This window comes from Streptomyces sp. NPDC107765, from assembly GCF_055657085.1.
In genome coordinates this window covers 352,702-368,310 of the sequence record NZ_JBVKBL010000006.1, presented here as the reverse complement: position 1 = coordinate 368,310, position 15,609 = coordinate 352,702, and the positions used below count along the sequence as shown (strand labels likewise).

General features: G+C 73.2%; 14 protein-coding genes. 6 read left to right on the top strand and 8 right to left on the bottom strand.

Annotated features, from left to right (window positions below):
* Nucleotides 1–17: 17 nt before the first annotated feature.
* On the bottom strand, nt 18–2,417 hold the full coding sequence (locus ACZ7MX_RS17985) for an ATP-binding protein (protein WP_472133129.1): 2,400 nt from the start codon (nt 2,415–2,417) through the stop codon (nt 18–20).
* Between the two features lie 436 nt (nt 2,418–2,853).
* Here ACZ7MX_RS17985 and ACZ7MX_RS17980 point away from each other — a divergent pair, with 436 nt between their 5' ends.
* Nucleotides 2,854–3,738, top strand: a complete 885-nt coding sequence (locus ACZ7MX_RS17980; protein ID WP_472133127.1) for a sigma-70 family RNA polymerase sigma factor — start codon at nt 2,854–2,856, stop codon at nt 3,736–3,738.
* A gap of 147 nt (nt 3,739–3,885) precedes the next feature.
* Here the strand turns inward: ACZ7MX_RS17980 and ACZ7MX_RS17975 are convergent, their stop codons facing one another.
* A complete protein-coding gene (locus ACZ7MX_RS17975) occupies nt 3,886–5,829 on the bottom strand; it encodes a YhgE/Pip family protein (RefSeq protein ID WP_472133125.1) in 1,944 nt (647 codons plus the stop codon).
* A complete protein-coding gene (locus ACZ7MX_RS17970; RefSeq protein WP_472133123.1) occupies nt 5,826–6,503 on the bottom strand; it encodes an ATP-binding cassette domain-containing protein in 678 nt (225 codons plus the stop codon). Before ACZ7MX_RS17970 ends, ACZ7MX_RS17975 begins: the two co-directional genes overlap by 4 nt.
* A gap of 230 nt (nt 6,504–6,733) precedes the next feature.
* Here ACZ7MX_RS17970 and ACZ7MX_RS17965 point away from each other — a divergent pair, with 230 nt between their 5' ends.
* Complete coding sequence (locus ACZ7MX_RS17965; protein WP_472133121.1) at nt 6,734–7,492, top strand: alpha/beta hydrolase; 759 nt, start codon at nt 6,734–6,736, stop codon at nt 7,490–7,492.
* Between the two features lie 56 nt (nt 7,493–7,548).
* Here the strand turns inward: ACZ7MX_RS17965 and ACZ7MX_RS17960 are convergent, their stop codons facing one another.
* Together ACZ7MX_RS17960 and ACZ7MX_RS17955 are read right to left on the bottom strand one after the other, a co-directional pair.
* Nucleotides 7,549–8,460, bottom strand: a complete 912-nt coding sequence (locus ACZ7MX_RS17960; protein WP_472133120.1) for an SDR family oxidoreductase — start codon at nt 8,458–8,460, stop codon at nt 7,549–7,551.
* 28 nt (nt 8,461–8,488) lie between these two features.
* Nucleotides 8,489–9,265 (bottom strand): SDR family oxidoreductase, encoded by a 777-nt coding sequence (locus ACZ7MX_RS17955; RefSeq protein ID WP_472133118.1) that lies wholly within the window; start codon nt 9,263–9,265, stop codon nt 8,489–8,491.
* 78 nt (nt 9,266–9,343) lie between these two features.
* Here ACZ7MX_RS17955 and ACZ7MX_RS17950 point away from each other — a divergent pair, with 78 nt between their 5' ends.
* Genes ACZ7MX_RS17950 through ACZ7MX_RS17935 form a run of 4 tightly spaced genes read left to right on the top strand, consistent with a single transcriptional unit; the run spans nt 9,344 to nt 12,868 of the window.
* Complete coding sequence (locus ACZ7MX_RS17950) at nt 9,344–10,135, top strand: enoyl-CoA hydratase family protein (protein WP_472133116.1); 792 nt, start codon at nt 9,344–9,346, stop codon at nt 10,133–10,135.
* Complete coding sequence (locus ACZ7MX_RS17945) at nt 10,132–11,025, top strand: CoA transferase subunit A (protein WP_472133114.1); 894 nt, start codon at nt 10,132–10,134, stop codon at nt 11,023–11,025. The genes ACZ7MX_RS17950 and ACZ7MX_RS17945 overlap by 4 nt, the downstream gene beginning before the upstream one ends.
* Complete coding sequence (locus ACZ7MX_RS17940) at nt 11,022–11,792, top strand: CoA-transferase subunit beta (RefSeq protein ID WP_472133112.1); 771 nt, start codon at nt 11,022–11,024, stop codon at nt 11,790–11,792. Before ACZ7MX_RS17945 ends, ACZ7MX_RS17940 begins: the two co-directional genes overlap by 4 nt.
* Nucleotides 11,789–12,868, top strand: coding sequence for an NAD(P)H-dependent flavin oxidoreductase (locus ACZ7MX_RS17935; RefSeq protein WP_472133110.1), 1,080 nt, complete (start codon nt 11,789–11,791; stop codon nt 12,866–12,868). Before ACZ7MX_RS17940 ends, ACZ7MX_RS17935 begins: the two co-directional genes overlap by 4 nt.
* Before the next feature lie 11 nt (nt 12,869–12,879).
* On the opposite strand, the gene ACZ7MX_RS17930 is transcribed toward ACZ7MX_RS17935, so the two are convergent.
* From ACZ7MX_RS17930 to ACZ7MX_RS17920, 3 genes are all read right to left on the bottom strand, one after another.
* Nucleotides 12,880–14,037 carry an acetyl-CoA C-acetyltransferase gene (locus tag ACZ7MX_RS17930; protein WP_472133108.1) on the bottom strand — a complete coding sequence of 386 codons (1,158 nt, stop codon included), beginning with the start codon at nt 14,035–14,037 and terminating at the stop codon, nt 12,880–12,882.
* 76 nt (nt 14,038–14,113) lie between these two features.
* Nucleotides 14,114–14,752, bottom strand: a complete 639-nt coding sequence (locus ACZ7MX_RS17925) for a TetR/AcrR family transcriptional regulator (protein ID WP_472133106.1) — start codon at nt 14,750–14,752, stop codon at nt 14,114–14,116.
* A 7-nt stretch (nt 14,753–14,759) separates the two neighbouring features.
* The gene (locus tag ACZ7MX_RS17920) at nt 14,760–15,545 is read right to left on the bottom strand and encodes an SDR family oxidoreductase (RefSeq protein WP_472133104.1); all 786 of its coding nucleotides are present in this window, start codon (nt 15,543–15,545) and stop codon (nt 14,760–14,762) included.
* Between the last annotated feature and the right edge of the window lie 64 nt (nt 15,546–15,609).

Below are 15,609 nucleotides of genomic sequence, written 5' to 3'. Positions count from 1 at the left end.
GGCGGATCAGGACGGAGCTACACCGGCTCGTCCCCGGGGCCGGCACCATCCGCCCGTCCGGTCACCCGGACGGCGATCTGCGTACGGGACCGGACGCCCAGCTTGTCCCGGACCCGGTCGAGATGACTGGCGACCGTGCTCTTGGCCAGGCCCAGTTGTGTGGCGATCTGCTGGTTGGTCAATCCCTCGGCGACCAGCTGTGAGACCGTCAGTTCGCGGGCGGTGAGCGGTAGTTGGGCGGAAGGTGTGATCCCTTCGGTCGAGGTCCGGTGCCTGGTGTCGGTGTGCTCGGCGTGCTTCACCGAGCAGTCGGCTGAGGCGTTGCCTCGTGCGGCGTAGGACAGCAGCCGGGCCCCGCGCAGGCGGCGGCCGGCCGTCACCGCCGCGTCGGCCCGTGCAGGGTGGAGCCGCTCCCTGGCCCGGGCTGCGGCCGCCTCCACCTTTCCCCGCCAGCTCGCTTCCGGTTCGGTGTCGGTGCGTCGGCGCGCCGCGTCGGCCGCGGCGTAGAGCCGTAACGCCCGCTCGGGAGTGCCGCGTTCGGCCGCCACGATGGCCAGGCCCTCCACCGGATAGAGCGCGTGCAGGCTCTCGCCGTCCGGTACCTTCACCAGCACCTCGGCGAACCTGCTCTCGGCGGCGTCCCAGTTCCCCTGCGCCATATGGATCGCGCCCGCGGTGTGCAGCGCAGCCGCTGCCTGTCCCGGCGGAGCGTCGGATTCCAGGACGGCGAGGCACTCCGCCATCACCGCGGCCGCCTGCGCGGTGTCGCCCGTCTGGAGCAGGGCCCAGGCGAGGTGGTGCCGGCACACGGCGATGTCCAAGGGGCGGTCCAGCGTACGGACCACCGCCAGGCACTCGGCGAAGACGGCGACGGCCTCGTGGTGGGCACCGCGGCACAGGTGCGCGGCCGCCAGGGCGTCCAGGGCGTTGGCCAGCCGGCCGGGGTGCGGCGGGCCGGCGCGTTCCACGGCGACCGCTTCCCGGGCGAAGGTGAGCGCCGCCGCGCGGTCGGCCTGCTGACAGGCCGCGCGGGCGGCCAGCGCCAGCGCCGCACCGTGGTCCGGGGAGCCGTACGTGGTCCGTGCCAGCACCTCGGTCAGCAGCGTACGGGCGGCCGTCAACTGCTCCTGCTGGTAGTGGAGTCGGGCCAACGCGAGGGCGAGCGCGGTGTGCCGCGGGTCGCTGCGCTCGGCGGTACGGGCCACGGCTGCCGCGAGGTTCTCCTGTTCCCGGGCCAGCGGCAGGGCGGCGGCGTCGGGGAACACCACGGCGGCGCCGTCGGCCGCCTGCCCGGCCAGCCGTTCCACCGCCCGGTCCCAGACGGCCGGTAGCTCCCCGGCCTCGGCGAGCCGGTCCATCCCGTACGCCCGGATCGCCGCGAGCTGCCGGAACCTCGCCGTCCCCGGCAGGTCCCCGGGCATCCGCACGATCAAGGACTTGGCCTCCAGGGCGCACAGCACGGGCAACACCTGCCTCCGCCGTACGCCGCACCGCCCGTCGCCGCAACCATGACCTCCCTCGCCCCGGTCATCGGCCGGACCGCAATCCGCACAGACCGCGGCCGCGCTCTCCGCGTCGAACCCACCCGCGAGCACAGACAGCCGCCGGAAGACCGTCCTTTCCAGCGGATCCAGCAGGCGATGGCTCCAGTCGATCGTGGCCCCCAGCTCGCGATGGCGTCCCGGCCCCGTTCTGCTGCCGTCGGTCAGGAGGGACAGCTGATCGTCCAGCCCGCGCAGGATTCCGGCCGGCCGGAGCGATGCCGTACGGCCCGCCGCGAGTTCGATGGCCAGGGGCAGCCCGTCCAGCCGCCGACAGATCTCGGCCACGGTCCGGACATCACCGGGCGTCGGCTCGAACCCCGCATCGCAGGTGCGGGCACGTTCCAGGAAGAGCCTGACCGCCTCCGACCGGAGGAGCGGGTCGATGCCCTGGTCTCCGTGAGGGTCCCCGCCGGCACCTGCCGGGGCCGGCGGCAGCGACAGGACGCCGACGCGGAAGACCACCTCGCCGGGCACCCGCAGCGGCTCCCGGCTGGTGGCGAGAATGCGCAGGCCGGGGCATCGGGTGAGGAGTGCTGCGGCCAACGCCGCGCAGGGCTCGGCCAGATGCTCGCAGTTGTCGAGGAGGAGCAGGGTGCTGCGCTTCTCCAGGGCGTGGACCAGCGCCTCCCTCCCCGCCCGGCCGGCCCGCTCCGGTACCCCGAGGGCGGCGGCCACGGTCTGCGGCAGCAGCTCACCGTCGTGCAGCCCGTCCAGCTCCACCCACTGGGCACGGCCCGCGCGTCCGGCGCGCACACCGCCCGCGAGCTCGACCGCCAGCCGTGTCTTGCCCACTCCGCCGGGCCCGGTCAGCGTCAGCAGTCGCGACGACCGCAGCAGCGTGCGTAAGCGCGCCAACTCCCGTTCGCGGCCCACGAACGCGTCGAGCGAGACCGGGAGTCCGCGGCCCGGCAGTTCGGCGCGTGGGGCAGCACGAGACGCTGCGGCCGCCCGCGCCCGGAACGCGCGCTGGCGGCAGGCACCGGAGCAGTACCGCGCCGGCCGGCCCCCTCGCTGGCTGCCGTCCGCCCCGGACCGCGAGCGCCCCGGAAGCCGCGCCCCACATGCCTCACACGCCCACGCCTTCGCCACACAGGCATCCTGCCCAACGGATCCCGGGCCGGCCACCGACCATCCGACCGCCCGGCGACGCTCGGCCACCCGCCGGCGCTCGGGGCGGCATGCACCGGGGAACCGGCGCGGGGTTCGTCATCCGGGCACTGCTGCCGATCGCGGCATTCCTCTGATGCTCTCCTGGTGATCCGTTAGCGTCTGCACCGGACCGACGGATCCGGACACGGGGGTATGACAGGTGAGCGACATCTCTTTTCTGGCCGACCGCTTCGAGGCGGAGCGGCCGGGGCTGCGCGCGGTGGCCTACCGGATGCTGGGATCGCTCGCCGAGGCGGAGGACGCCGTCCAGGAGGCGTGGTTCAAGCTCAGCCGCACCGACGTGAGCGAGGTGCGGAACCTGGCGGCCTGGCTCACCACGGTCGTCGGGCGGATATGCCTGGACATGCTGCGCTCGCGTACCTCGCGCCGCGAGGATCCGCTGCCCGAGCAGGACGGATCGGTGCGGCTGCCCGACCCGGTGGTCACCGCGTCGGCCCGCGTCGATCCCGAGCGGGAGATCCTGATCGCGGACTCGGTGGGCATCGCGCTCATGATCGTGCTGGAGACCCTCTCCCCGGCCGAGCGGCTCGCCTTCGTCCTGCACGACATGTTCGACGTTCCCTTCGACGACATCGCCCCCGTCCTCGGCCGGACCACGGTCTCCACCCGCCAGCTGGCCAGCCGCGCCCGCCGCCGGGTTCAGGGCGCCGCCCCGGCGGCAGACACGGACCTCGCCCGCAAGCGCGACGTCGTCAACGCCTTCCTGACCGCCTCCCGCGGTGGCGACTTCGAAGCGCTCCTGGCCGTCCTCGATCCCGAGGTGGTCGCGCGCTCCGACGGCGGCACGCTCGTCCCGAGCGTCCTGCGGCGCGGGGCGGCCGATGTGGCGTCCCAGGCGATCACCTTCGCCCGCTTCGCGGCGGACGCGCGACTGGTGCTGGTCAACGGCACACCCGGGGTTGTCTCCTTCGCCGAGGGGCGGCCGCTGTCCGTCATGTCGTTCACCATCCGGGACGGCCGCATCGCCGGGCTCGACATCCTCACCGACCCTGACCGTCTGACCACGCTCGGCCTGACCGCCTGACCGTCAGCGGGCGACGTAGCCGCCGTCGACGGGCAGGGCGACACCGATGACGCAGCTCCTCGCCGCCTGGGCCGCCACCGAAGCCGACCGGCCCACCGGCGATCCTGCCGCCCCCCACCAGCAGCATCACTGAGGGTCGGCTCCCTTCTACAGAGCGACGTCCGGATGGAGGCGTCCGACCGTCCAGATCCGTTGCCGCCGTACGGAGAGGGCGGTCACGGCCAGGGAAGCGGCGGTGCAGGCGAGGAGGACCGCGAAGTCCCGGAGCAGATTGCCGGTGAGGCCGCCCGAGACGGTCACGCGCAGTCCGTCGACGAGGTAGGTCATCGGCAGCAATGGGTTGAGCATCTGGAAGAAGGCCGGTTCGGTGGGCAGCGGATAGAGGCCGCCCGAGGCGGTGAGCTGCAGGATGAGCAGGACCAGCGACAGGACGTCGCCGGGCACCCCGAACACGGTGCGCAGGCAGTGGTCGACGGCCACGAACGCCCCCGCCGCGGTGACCAGGAGCGCGAGCGTCCAGAAGCCGTGGACAGGGTTCAGGCCGAGGGTCAGGTCGACGACCCCGTAGAGCACCAGCGCTCCCACGGCGCCGAGCAGTGCGGCCGGCAGCCATCCCGCGACGGCGGTGGTGAAGGCGCCGACCCGGCCGGCCAGGGCACGGGTGTTGAGGGGGCGCAGCAGCAGGTAGGCGAAGAGGCCGAACACCCAGAGGGCGATGCCGAAGAAGAACGGTGCGAGCCCTCGTCCGTACACCCCGGCCGGGTGCAGGTTCGTCCGGTCGATGTGCACGGGCGTGCCGAGCACTTCGGCGGCGTGGGCGACCTGGTCGGGGCTGGTGCGGGGGATCTTGTGCAGTCCGTCGTCCACGGTGCGGGAGACGTCCGAGGCGCCGCCGTGCGCCTGTTCGGCGGCGGTGTGCAGGGCACCGGAGCCTTTTTCCAGGGTGGCGAGCCCTTCGACGAGACCGTGCGCGCCGTCGGCCGCGCTGTGCGCACCGGTGTCGACGAGGCGGAGCGGGGTGTGCAGGGCCAGTACGTCGCGGCGGAGGGAGCCGACGTCGTCCTGGAGGCGTTCGGCTTGGTGGAGGGCCCGGCGGGCGTTGTCCTCCGCGGCGGCGGCCCGTCCGTCGAGGGCGGTGGCGGTCGAGTCCAGACTGCGGGCGTGGCTCAGGGCCCTGCGGTAGACGGGGTCGTCGCGTAGTTCCGGGTGGGCAGCGGCGAGATCGGTGAGATCGGCCACGGCCCGGGAGGTGCCTTTGCGGGTGGCGGTGGTGGCGGTGTGCACGGCGTCCAGCCCGTCGGTGGTCAGCCGGGCGGTGCTGACCAGGGCGGAGGCGGCGCCGGGCAGCCGGTCGGCTGCGGCCTGGTCCAGGCGGCCCGCGAGGTCGTCGATCTGTCCGGTGGCGCGGGCGATCTGCTGTGCTCCTGAGGCGACGTCGCCGGCGCCGTCGTGCAGGGTGGAGGTGGCCGAGGAGATCGTGGAGGTGCCCTGCTGGGCCACGCGGGTGGCCCCTACCAGCCGGTGTGCGCCGTCGGAGGCGGTGGTCAACTTGCCGCGTACGTCCGACAGTTCACCGTAGATGCTGCGTACATAGGCGGCATGGGTGGCGGAGTTGATCTGGTCCTGCAGCTTGGTCTGCACCACTTCGGTCATGATGCCGGCGATGTAGTTGTTGGCATCGTTGAGTTCGATCCGGATGCCGGCCTGTTGGGGCCGGGTGTCGGCGCCGGTGGCGATCTTCCGGCTGAAGTCGGACGGGATGTCGATGGTGAAGAAGTAGCGGCCGTGCTCCAGCCCGTCCCGCGCCTCGTCCTGGCCGACGAAATGCCAGTCGAAGGTGCCGGATGCCTTGAGCTGTTGCACCAGCTGATCACCGGCGTCCACCCGGCGGCCCTGCTTGGCGTGGGCCAGGTGGTCGTGGTTGACGACGGCCACCGGCATGCGGTCGGTCTTGCCGTACGGGTCCCAGTTCGCCCAGAGGTACATGGCCCCGTACAGCAGCGGCACCAGGCACAGCAGTAAGGGAACCAGGCGGCGCACCGGGCCGCGGAAGCGCCGGAGTTCCAGCAGTGCCAGCTTGACGGCTTTCATATGTCGGTGTCCTCTCGGGCGACGGCCGTCCCGGCAGGGAGGCGGTCCCGGCTGCGCCGCGGAAGTGCCAGCGCGACGAGGCCGGGGGTGGGCGGCGGCATGCGGAGGCACCCGGCCAGTACGGTGCACCCGGGGCCGCTGTTCCTGGCCTGGTCCAGCGCCTGCCACACGCGTCCGTGCGCATCGGGCGGCAGGCCGTCGTCGACGTCGTCGACGAGGAGGGCGCCGGGACGCTCGGCGAGGGCCAGCGCAGTCGCCAGCAGCAGCGCCTCGACCGGGTCGAGGTCCTCGACCAGCTCCGTCCCGCGCGGGGCGATGCCCACGGTCTCGAACGCCTCGCGGATGCGCCGCTCGGTCACCCCTGCTCCGGTGAGGCGCCGTTCGGCCATCACCTCCTTCACCCGCAGCCGTCCTTCGAGAGCGACGGCGGGCGCGGCCCGGGCGACGGCAACGGCCGCGCGCACCCGCCGGCCCTCCGCGGGCAGTACGTACCCGCCGACCCGGATGGCCCCGCCGGACAAGCGCATCCGCCCGGCGAGCGCGAGCAGCAGGGACGTACGCCCGCTGCCTGCCGGCCCGTGCACGGCCAGCAGCCCGCCCGCCGGCACGTCCAGGTCCACGCCCTCGAACACCGGCCCTCTCGGACCGCGCACACTCGCCCCACGGGCGATCACGTCAACTCCAGCCCCTGTCATGCAGCAACGCCTAGCCCGGAGTGGACAACGCACCCTTGCAGCAGGGCAGTTGTGACGATGCTCACGTCGGCCCACGCGACGCCACCGCCGGGCCCCGAAGGGCGTTACCCCATGGCGATACGCTGTGCAGCGGACCTGGCGCGGCCGGCGACCGGGGCGGGTGCCCTTCTCGGTCACCCCTCGCCCCGCAACGCAAAGGATCACGACCGATGATCACCGGCAGCGACGCTGCGCAGGACGGCAGTCCGCGACGGGATTCCGCGCGCGGGCGGCTCGTCGTCCACCGCGGCCCCACCGCCCCGCGGTCCGCCGTGCTGTTCCTGCACGGTGGCCGGGCCGACAGCACCGACCCGCTACCGCTGCTGAACCTCCCCGCCCTGCGCATGCGGCCCTTCCTGGGTGCCGTCGCGCGGGCGGCGGAGGGGAACGACGTCCTGCTCGCGTCCGTGCGCTACCGCTATCGCGGTTGGAACGGCGAGGCCGCCGACGCCGCCCGGGACGCTCGGCAAGCACTCGACGATCTGGTGGCGCACTGCCCCGGCGTGCCGATCGTCCTCATCGGCCATTCCATGGGCGGTCGGGCGGCACTGCACGCCGGAGGTCATCCGGCGGTCCGCGGCGTGATCGCGCTGGCGCCCTGGTGCCCACCTGGGGAACCGGTGTCCCATCTGCGGGGAAAGCTTCTCGCGCTGCTCCACGATGCCCGCGACCGGACAACCGACTACCAGGGCTCCCGCGACTTCAGCGAACGTGCGCGACAGGCAGGCGCGGAGACTCAATTCCTCACCATGTCCCGGGGCCGGCACGCCATGTTGCGGGATGCCGGGCGGTGGCACCGGACCACCGCCCGTCTCACCCGTGCCATGCTCGCCGCCCCCCCCGGCCATGACCCCCTGGGCGGGTTGCTGCGGTCAGCGCAGGCGCAGTGCCTCGCGGACGGTGGTGAACACGGGGCGTGGGTCGAGTAGTTGACCTTCAGCTGCTGGCCCTCCCCCTCCCGGACCGGCGGCGGGTACGGCGGCTGCTACTGCGCTCCGTACACCGGCTGCGGGGGCTCGGCGTCGGCCAGGAGCTTGCGGGCGGTGTCGCCCGCCTCGGCCGGGGTCCAGCGGGCGCCCCGGTCGGCGGTGGGGCCGGGCCGCCAGCCCGCCATGACGGTGATCCGTCCGCCCTCCGCTTCGAAGACCCGCCCGGTGACCCCGGCACTGGCGCCGGACCCGAGCCAGACGACGAGCGGGGAGACGTTCTCGGGGGCCATCGCGTCGAAGCCGTCGCCGTCGGGCGCGGCCATGGTGTCGGCGAAGGTCTGCTCGGTCATCCGGGTGCGGGCGGCCGGGGCGATCGCGTTGACCTGGATGCCGTAGCGGCCCATCTCGGCGGCCGCGACGAGGGTGAGGCCGACGATTCCGGCCTTGGCGGCGGAGTAGTTGCCCTGGCCGACGCTGCCGAGCAGGCCGGCCCCGGAGCTGGTGTTGACCACCCGGGCCTCGGGCGCGCGGCCGGCCTTCGCCTCGGCCCGCCAGTGCGCGGCGGCGTGCTTGAGGGGCAGGAAGTGTCCCTTGAGGTGGACCCGTATGACGGCGTCCCAGTCGTCCTCGTCGAGGTTGACCAGCATGCGGTCGCGCAGGAATCCGGCGTTGTTGACGAGGGTGTCCAGGCGGCCGAAGGTCTCCAGGGCGGTGGCGACGAGGGAGGCGGCGCCGTCGGTGGTGGCGATGTCGCCGCCGTGGGCGACGGCCTCTCCGCCCCGCGCGCGGATCTCGTCGACGACCTGCTCGGCCGGGCCGGCGGCCCCTCCGGTGCCGTCGAGGCCGACGCCGAGGTCGTTGACGACGACCTTCGCCCCCTCGGCGGCGAAGGCGAGGGCGTGCGCGCGGCCCAGCCCCCGGCCCGCTCCGGTGACGACGGCGACGCGTCCGGTGCAGATTCCGGTCATGACGTTCCCTTCGGATCAGCTGGTGTCGTCAGTTGTTGACGGTGGCGGCGTCGAGGAACGCCGGCCGCTCCCCGCCGCCGTGGACGTGCAGGCTCGCGCCGCTGATGTACGCGGCCCGGTCCGAGGCGAGGAAGACGCAGGCGTCACCGACCTCCGTGGGCTCGGCGAGCCGGCCGAGAGGGACGGTGCGGCCGACGGAGGCGACGCCGTCCTCGTCGCCGTAGTGCAGAGGGGACAGTTCGGTGCGGACCATGCCGAGGACGAGGGTGTTGACGCGCACCCGGGGTGCCCATTCCACTGCCATGGAGCGGGCCAGGTTGTCCAGGCCCGCCTTTGCGGCGCCGTAGACCGCGGTGCCCGGTGAGGGCCGGGTCCCGCTGACGCTGCCGATCATGAGGATCGACCCGCCGCGCTCCTGACCGCGCATCAGCTCGTATGCGGCGAGCGAGGCGGTCAGCGGGGCGACGAGGTTGAGGGCGACGAGCCGGGCGGCGTGGTGGGGGTCGCTGTCGGCGAGCAGCCGGAACGGGGTGCCGCCGGCGTTGTTGACCAGGGTGTCCAGCCGGCCGTGGTCGTCGCGGACCCGGTCGAAGAACGCGTCGACCGCGTCCGGGTCGCGCACGTCGAGCGGGAGGAAACGGGCGGTGCGCCCGGCCGCTTCGACGGGACGGTCCGGGGGGCGTCGTGCGCAGGTCACCACCTCGGCCCCGGCGGCGAGCAGGGCGCGGGTGATTCCCGCTCCGACGCCCCGGGTTCCCCCGGTGACGACGGCGACCTGGCCGGACAGATCGGTGATCGCTGCCAATGCACACCTCCCGCAGCGGGCGGACCGCTGCTACCTTGCGCCTAACAAATGTTTGGTGGAAAGGTAGCTGATCTGCTCATGGGTGTCTCCACCTCCGCCCCGGAAGAGGGCGTCGCCGTCGTCACCGTGGACTTCCCTCCGGTCAACGCCCTTCCCGTGCAGGGCTGGTACGACCTCGCCGCCGCCGTACGCGCCGCCGGGACCGACCCGAAGGTGCGCTGCGTGGTGCTCAGCGCCGCCGGCCGCGGCTTCAACGCCGGGGTCGACATCAAGGAAATGCAGCGCACGGACGGCCACCAGGCCCTGATCGGCGCCAACCGCGGCTGTTACGACGCGTTCGCCGCCGTCTACGACTGCGAGGTGCCGGTGGTCGCCGCCGTGCACGGCTTCTGCCTGGGCGGCGGGATCGGGCTGGTCGGCAACGCGGACGCGATCGTGGCGAGCGAGGACGCCACCTTCGGCCTGCCCGAGCTGGACCGGGGCGCGCTGGGCGCGGCCACCCATCTGGCCCGGCTGGTCCCCCACCACCTGATGCGGGCGCTGTATTACACCTCCCGCACCGCCACCGCGCAGGAGCTCCACCGGCACGGCTCGGTGTGGCGGGTGGTGCCCCGCGAGCAACTCCCGGACGCAGCACTGGAGTTGGCCCGCGAGATAGCCGCCAAGGACGGTTTTCTGATCCGCCTCGCCAAGGCCGCGATCAACGGTATCGACCCGGTGGACGTCCGCCGCAGCTACCGCTTCGAGCAGGGTTTCACCTTCGAGGCCAACCTCAGCGGCGTCGCCGACCGGCTCCGCGGCACGTTCGGCACCGACGCCGGAACCGACTCCGACGCCGGGCCCGCCACCGGAAAGGAGCGGCAGCCATGAGCAGGGACAAGACGATGACCGCCGAGGAGGTGGTCGGCCGGCTGGAGAGCGGCATGACCCTCGGCATCGGCGGCTGGGGCTCGCGCCGCAAGCCGATGGCACTGGTGCGCGCGCTGCTGCGGTCCGAGCTCACCGATCTGACGGTGGTGAGTTACGGCGGTCCCGACGTCGGACTGCTCGCCGCCGCCGGGAAGATCCGCACACTGGTCGCCCCCTTCGCCACCTTGGACTCGATCCCGCTGGAGCCCCACTTCGGGGCGGCCCGACAGCGCGCCGCGTTCGCGATGGTGGAGCTGGACGAGGCCATGGTCATGTGGGGCCTGACCGCAGCCGCGCACCGGCTGCCGTTCATGCCGGTCCGCGCCGGCATCGCCTCGGACGTGATGACCGTCAACCCGCAGCTGCGGACGGTCCGGTCCCCCTACGAGGACGGCGAGGAGCTCGTCGCCGTCCCTGCCCTGCGACTGGACGCCGCGCTGGTGCACCTCAACCGGGCGGACGTGCACGGCAACGGCCAGTACCTGGGCCCGGACCCGTACTTCGACGATCTCTTCTGCCAGGCCGCCGACCGGGCGTACCTCTCCTGCGAGCGGATCGTGGACACCGCGGATCTGCTCAAGGCGCACGGCCCGCAGTCACTGCTGGTCAAGCGGGCGTTCGTGCACGGCGTGGTGGAGACCCCGAACGGCGCGCACTTCACCTCCTGCGCACCCGACTACGACCGCGACGAGGCGTTCCAGCGCGCCTACGCCCGGGCCGCCCGCGAGCCCGAGGGCTGGCGGGCCTTCAGCATGGGGGCGCCTCCCAGCGGTGGCTGGGGGAGGTTCGTGTCGGACGACGAGGACGCGTACCAGGCCGCCGTTGCGGCGTTCCACGAGGAGGAAGCATGAGCAGCGGCGCGACGACGGCGACCCGGGCCGAGTACTGCGTGGTGGCCTGCGCCGAGGCCTGGCGGGACGCGGGCGAGGTGCTGGCCAGTCCCATGGGCACGATCCCGGTGATCGGCGCCCGGCTGGCGAGGCTCACCTTCTCCCCCGACCTGCTGCTGACGGACGGCGAAGCCCTGCTCATCGCCGACGTACCGGCGGTCGGCGCCCGGGCCGAGGTGGTCGAGGGATGGCTGCCGTACCGTCAGCACCTGGCGCTGGTGGCCACCGGGCGGCGGCACGTGATGATGGGCGCCAGCCAACTGGACCGGCACGGCAACCAGAACATCAGCTGCATCGGGGACTGGGCCCGGCCCACGCGCCAACTGCTGGGGGTCCGCGGGGCGCCGATCAACACGCTCAACAATCCGACCAGTTACTGGGTCCCGCGGCACTCCCCGCGCGTCTTCGTCGAGCGGGTCGACATGGTGTCGGGCGTCGGCTACGACCGCGCCGCCGCGGCCGGCCCGTCCGCGAGCCGCTACCACCGCATCCCCGAGGTCATCAGCGACCTCGGCGTCTTCGACTTCGAGACCCCGGACCGCACGATGCGGCTGCGCTCGCTGCACCCGGGGGGCACGGTCGAGCAGATCGCCGAGGCCACCGGTTTCGCGCTCACCGTCCCGGACGAGGTGCCGTACACCCGCGAGCCCACCGCCGAGGAACTGCGGCTGATCCGCGAGGTGGTGGACCCGAAGGGCCTGCGCGAGCGCGAGGTGCCGTCCTCATGACGGACGCCAGGATCGAGACGGTCAGGATCGAGACCCCGCTGACCGAGCTCGTCGGGGTGCGGCACCCGATCGTGCAGACCGGCATGGGGTGGGTGGCCGGCCCCCGGCTCGTCTCGGCCACCGCCGGCGCGGGCGCGCTGGGCATCCTCGCCTCCGCCACCATGACCGTCGACCAGCTGCGTTCGGCGGTGCGCGAGGTCACGTCCCGTACGGACGCGCCCTTCGGGGTCAATCTGCGGGCGGACGCGGGCGACGCCGCCGAACGCGTCCGCCTCATCATCGACGAGGGCGTGAAGGTCGCCTCGTTCGCCCTGGCCCCCTCCCGGGAACTGATCGCCCGGCTCAAGGACGCCGGGGTGGTCGTCATCCCGTCGATCGGCGCCCGGCGGCACGCGGAGAAGGTCGCCGCGTGGGGCGCCGACGCGGTGGTGGTGCAGGGCGGCGAGGGCGGCGGCCACACCGGGAACGTGGCCACCACGGTCCTCCTCCCCCAGGTCGTCGATGCCGTGGACATCCCGGTGATCGCGGCCGGCGGCTTCCACGACGGCCGGGGCCTGGTCGCCGCGCTGGCCTACGGCGCCGCCGGGATCGCCATGGGCACGCGCTTCCTGCTCACCTCCGACAGCACCGTCCCGGACGCGGTCAAGGCCAGATACCTGGCCGCGGCGGTCCAGGACATCACCGTCACCACCAAGGTCGACGGCCTGCCGCACCGGATGCTGCGCAGCGAGCTGGTCGACGCGCTGGAGCGCTCGGGGCGGGTGGCGGCGCTGCTGCGGGCGGTGCGCCACGCCGCCGCGTTCCGACGCGGCTCGGGCATGAGCTGGGCGCAGATGGTGCGCGACGGTCTGGCCATGAAGCACGGCAAGGACCTGACGTGGAGTCAGGTACTGCTGGCGGCCAACACCCCGATGCTGCTCAAGGCCTCGATGGTCGAGGGCCGCACCGATCTCGGGGTGATGGCCTCGGGTCAGGTCGCGGGGCTGATCGACGACCTGCCGTCCTGCGCCGAGCTCGTCCACCGCGTCATGACCGAAGCGCGGCACACACTGCACACCCTCCCCCTCGCAAGCTGAATCGATGGGGGTCAGAGGCGCTCGATGATCGTGACGTTCGCCTGGCCGCCGCCCTCACACATCGTCTGCAGACCGAATCGGCCGCCGGTGCGCTCCAGTTCGTGCAGCAGGGTCGTCATCAGCTTGGTGCCGGTGGCGCCCAGCGGGTGGCCGAGGGCGATGGCGCCGCCGTTGACGTTGACCTTCTCCGGGTCGGCGCCGGTCTCCTTCAGCCAGGCGAGGACGACCGGGGCGAAGGCCTCGTTGATCTCGACGAGGTCGATGTCGTCGAGGGTCATCCCGGCCTTCTTCAGCGCGTACGCGGTGGCGGGCAGGGGGGCGGACAGCATCCGGATCGGGTCCTCGCCGCGTACCGAGAGGTGGTGGATGCGGGCGCGCGGCGTCAGGCCGTGCTCCCGTACGGCGCGCTCGCTCGCGAGGAGCAGGGCGGAGGCGCCGTCGGAGACCTGGGAGGAGACGGCGGCGGTGAGCCGGCCGCCCTCGGTCAGCGGCTTCAGGCCGGCCATCTTCTCCAGGGTGGTGTCCCGGCGCGGACCCTCGTCGGTGGTCACGTCGCCGTACGGGACGGTCTCGCGGTGGAAGCGGCCCTCGTCGATGGCGCGGACGGCTCGCTGGTGCGAGCGCAGGGCGAACTCCTCCATGGCACGGCGGGAGATGTCCCATTTCTCCGCGATCAGCTCGGCGCCGTGGAACTGGTTGACGGGCCGGTCGCCGTACCGGGCCCGCCATCCCTCGGAGCCGGCGTACGGGCCCTGGGTGAGGCCGAGCGGCTCGGCGGCCTGGCGGCTGGCGAAGGCGATCGGCACCTGGGACATGTTCTGCACGCCGCCCGCGACGACCAGGTCCTGGGTGCCGGAGAGGACACCCTGGGCGGCGAAGTGCAGGGCCTGCTGGGAGGAGCCGCACTGCCGGTCCACGGTCACGCCGGGGACCTCCTCCGGCAGCCCGGCGGCCAGCCAGCAGGTGCGGGCGATGTCCCCCGCCTGCGGGCCGACGGTGTCGAGGCAGCCGAAGACGACGTCCTCGACGGCCGCCGGGTCGGCTCCGGCGCGCTCCATCAGCGCCTTCAGGACGTGCGCGCCCAGGTCGGCGGGGTGGACGGCGGCCAGCCCGCCGTTCCGCCTGCCGACCGGGGTGCGGACCGCCTCGACGATGTATGCCTCGGCCATGGCCACTCCTCTTCTTCCCTGTTCCTTGTCTACGTTCTCGGACCGTGCGTCATTCCCGGACTTTTCGGGTCGTGCCTCATTCCCGGACGGCGATGCCCTCCAGCACCGTCGACAGGTACTGGCGGGCGATCTCCTCCGGGCTGTGCTGTCCACCCGGCCGGTACCACGAGGCGGCGACCCAGACGGTGTCGCGCACGAAGCGGTAGGTGAGCCGGATGTCGAGGTCGGCGCGGAAGTCCTCGGCGGCCACGCCGCGCTCCAGCGTGCCCAGCCACGCCCTTTCGAACTTCTGCTGTGCGTCGGTGAGGTAGCCGAAGCGGGGATGGGTGCGCAGGTGCGGGGACTCCTGCTGGTAGATGGCGACGGCGACGCGGTGCCGGGCGATCTCCCGGAAGGATTCGGTGACCAGGGCCTCGATGGTCTCCCTGGGGCCGAGTCCGGCGGCCAGTACGGCGTCGTACCGGGCCCGGAGCTCGTCCAGGAAGGTGACGAGGATCTCGTCGAGCATCGACTCCTTGGAGTCGAAGTGGTAGTAGAGGCTGCCCGCGAGCATGCCCGCCGCGTCCGCGATCTCGCGGACGGTGGTGGCGTGGTAACCCTGCGCGGCGAACACCTCGGCGGCGGTGGCCAGGAGTTCCCCGCGCCGCTCGGGCGCCGGGCTCCTCGCGGTCCTCCGCCGGCCACTGCTACCGCCGGCCTGGGGAGACCCGGCCACCGTCGCCTCACGGATGCTGGCTGCTGACCGACAGGACCTCCCCGGTGAGGTACGAGGAGTAGCCGCTGGCGAGGAAGACGATGACGTTGGCCACCTCCCAGGGCTCGGCGTAGCGGCCGAACGCCTCGCGGGCGGTCAGCTCCTCCAGCAGCTCGGGCGTGGTGACCTTCACCAGATGGGGGTGCATGGCGAGGCTCGGCGAGACGGCGTTGACCCGCACTCCGTAGTCGGCGGCCTCCAGGGCGGCGCAGCGGGTGAGGGCCATGACACCGGCCTTGGCGGCGGCGTAGTGCGACTGGCCTTGCTGGGCCCGCCAGCCGACGACGGAGGCGTTGTTGACGATGACGCCGCCGCTGCCCGCGGCCTTCATCCGGCGCAGCGCGGCGCGGGTGCAGCGGAAGGTGCCGTTCAGGGTGACGTCGAGGACCTTGTCCCACTGCTCGTCGGTCATGTCGACGAGGTCGGCGGTGCCGCCGAGCCCGGCGTTGTTGACGACGATGTCGAGCCGGCCGTGGCGCTCCTCGGCCAGTTCGAAGAGGGCCGCGACCTGGGATTCCTCGGTGACGTCGCAGGGCAGGGCGGCGACGCGGTCCGCGCCGAACCCGGCGGCCAGCTCCGCCTCGGACTCCTTGAGGCGGCGGGCGTGGGCGTCGGAGATGACGACGCTCGCGCCCTCTTCGAGGAGGCGCCGGGCGGTGGCGCCGCCGATTCCGGCGCCCGCTGCGGCGGTGACGACGGCGGTGCGGCCCGCAAGCAGCCGGTGGCCGGGCACATACGGGGGCGGGGCGCTCATGGCCGTACCTCCTTCGGCAGGCCGAGGCTGCGGTCTTCCGGGGGGCGCCCCCCGTACCCCCGGT